This is a genomic window from Bradyrhizobium sp. 153, from assembly GCF_023073835.1.
GTDB lineage: Bacteria > Pseudomonadota > Alphaproteobacteria > Rhizobiales > Xanthobacteraceae > Bradyrhizobium.
This window is the reverse complement of record NZ_JADPKH010000076.1, coordinates 1-2,468: the sequence shown is the minus strand read 5'-3', so window position 1 is coordinate 2,468 and position 2,468 is coordinate 1. Positions and strand designations below refer to the sequence as shown.

Annotated in this window: 3 pseudogenes; 2 read left to right on the top strand and 1 reads right to left on the bottom strand. The window is 60.9% G+C overall.

What is annotated here, in order from left to right:
* Positions 1-106: 106 nt before the first annotated feature.
* Positions 107-676, top strand: a pseudogene (locus tag IVA91_RS18705) (transposase).
* Between the two features lie 32 nt (positions 677-708).
* Here IVA91_RS18705 and IVA91_RS18700 read toward each other — a convergent pair.
* Positions 709-1,892, bottom strand: a pseudogene (locus tag IVA91_RS18700) (IS110 family transposase).
* Positions 1,893-2,140: 248 nt separating this feature from the next.
* Here IVA91_RS18700 and IVA91_RS18695 point away from each other — a divergent pair.
* Positions 2,141-2,293: pseudogene (locus tag IVA91_RS18695) on the top strand (transposase); the annotation flags it as partial.
* Between the last annotated feature and the right edge of the window lie 175 nt (positions 2,294-2,468).

Here is a 2,468-nt window from a genome sequence, read left to right as displayed (position 1 = left end):
TCTTGCGGATAATTTCTCCATCCGCCGTAATCCAGTGGATTTGAAACCAGCTCTTCGAGATATCAAGCCCGATTGTCATCATAGCCATAGCTCGCTCTCCTTCTAGATGCTCTTTGCAGCTTATCAGGGCGGGGACCGTCCATCTCATTACGTTCGCGACGATCGGCCGTTTGGCGGGTGGGCGCCGCCGGCCGCGCTCTATTACGCCTCGCGCGACCGGCGGCAGGAGCATCCCACACATCATCTTCAAAGCTTCTCCGGCATCCTGCAGGCCGATGCCTATAGCGGCTACAACGAGCTGTATGACGCCTCGCGCGTGCAGGGGCCGGTCACGTCCGCACTCTATTGGGCCCACGCCAGGCGGCACTCGAGCTGGCGGACATCGCGGCCAATGCGAGGCGAGACAAGAATGCCGCAGCGATCTCGCCGATTGCCCTGGACGCGGTCAAGCTCATCGATGCACGTTCGATATTGAGCGCGGCATCAATGGCCGAAGTGCCGAAGAGCGTCTGCGAGCGCGCAAGGAGCAAAGCGCGCCGCTTTTGATGGCATTGGAAGCATGGCTGGCGAGCAGCGGGGCCGGCTGTCGAACTCGTCATCCGTTGCCAAGCCGATCGATTACATGCTGCGCCGCTGGGATCGGTTCACTCGCTTCATCGATAACGGGCGGATCTGACTGACAACGGATAGTGTTGAGAAGCCCTATCGTCAGTTCAAGGCAAATTTTTTTGGCTTCTCCTTCCAGGCCGCCACCATCCGCTCGTACGCCTGCTCGACGCGTGCGACGTAGCCAGCTTCCCGCTGACCCAGTTCCTTGATCCAGTAGTCCCGAGCCGGGCCAGCCTTGCCATAGGCACGAGGCGCTCCAGCCTTGAGTGCCACCTTCCGGAGTTTCATCGCTGTGAACGCCGGTCGTGCGTAAGCATAATCTTTCCCGGTCGTCAGGACGTGCCAGATCATCACTGCGAGCTTACGTGCCGTCGCGACGGCCGCGCCTCCAGGCCCATGCTTCTTCATGCGGTTGAAGAAGGCCCGCAGCGGCCCCGGCGCCGGTTTGGCCGACCAGGCCGCTTCAACCAGCATCTTGCGAGCGTCACGATTGCCCTGTTTCGAGATACGACCATGCCTTGCCGGATGCTCTCCCGATTGCCGAACTCGAGGGGTCAAACCGAAGTAGCTGCTGAGCTTTATCCGGTGACTGGAAGCGCGCGATGTCGCCGATCGAGGCCAGCACAGTCGATGCGACGACCGAACTCACGCCGGGGATCGTCATCAGCTTGAGAGCCCGTGGATCGTCCAGAGCCTGCTGGGCCACAACTTTGTCTATCCAACAGTTGCTTCGTCCACGCGTTCGAGTTCCCCGATCAGACGCCGGAGCATTGCACGCTCCTCCGATGGAAGAGGCAGACTGTCAAGCCAATGCTGTCCGCGCTTGCCGAAGAGATAGCCTTTGTAGGGCGGGATGAGGTTGGCATGCAGGATAGCCTTCATGCGTCCTAATCCGGATGATCTGCGCCAAGACGCCAGCGCGCTCGGCCATCTGGCGCCGGCGGCTGTAGGTGTCCTCGTCAGCGACCCAGACCTCCGGCAAGAAGCCAGCAGCATGCAACTTCGCCAGGGTCCCAGCATCGGCCTTTGTCCGTTTTGACTCGCGCATAGGCGATCGCCCGAACGAGCCTCGGATTGGCGACCGCGACGCGCTTAACGTGCGGGCGCAGAATACGTTCGACCGCCACGCTGTTGCCCGTTACCTCGATGACCACCTCATCCTCGAGACTGAGTTCTTGGCAAAGGCGACAAAGCCGATCGTGGACGAGATCAACGCGGAGCTGTCGGATTATTGTTCCGTCCTCCAGGATCGCCACCTGGGCGAACGATCGGTGGATGTCCATGCCGACGATTTGCATGCTTGGTTCTCCTTTGTCTCAGGAGCCAGTGGCTTGCACGACATCTACGGATCCGCGCTCGCAGCGCAGCCGGGCAAGTCGTAGGGGCGGCCAAGTAACAAAGCGAGCTCACAGCTCATGGTCATGGCGGCTGCCACCGTTTCGTGCTCCAGCGCCCCTATCCCGGCTTAGACAGACTAATCCGGACGACCGGTCTTCTCCACCGGGTGAGCGCTGAAAACATCATGCCCTTTAACAATGCGGCGGAGCGCGCGCTGCGCGGTTTTGCTCTCGGCCGCAAGTCCTGGCTGTTCGCCGGCTCGGAACGCGGCGCTGACCGCGCCGCCATCATGGCGACGCTGATCATCACGGCAAAGCTCAACGACATCGATCCGCAAGCCTGGCTCTTTGGCATGGATCACCGTCAGGGTCAGAGCGGGATAGCGCTTCTGCTTTCCGATCGGCGGCAGGATGCGAATCTTCCGATACCTGATCTCAAGAACGGCCTGGTCGGGATCGCCATTGCTGTCTCTGACTTCGATGCGATGGAGCCCTTGACGGCGACCTCGTCCATTTCGTCGG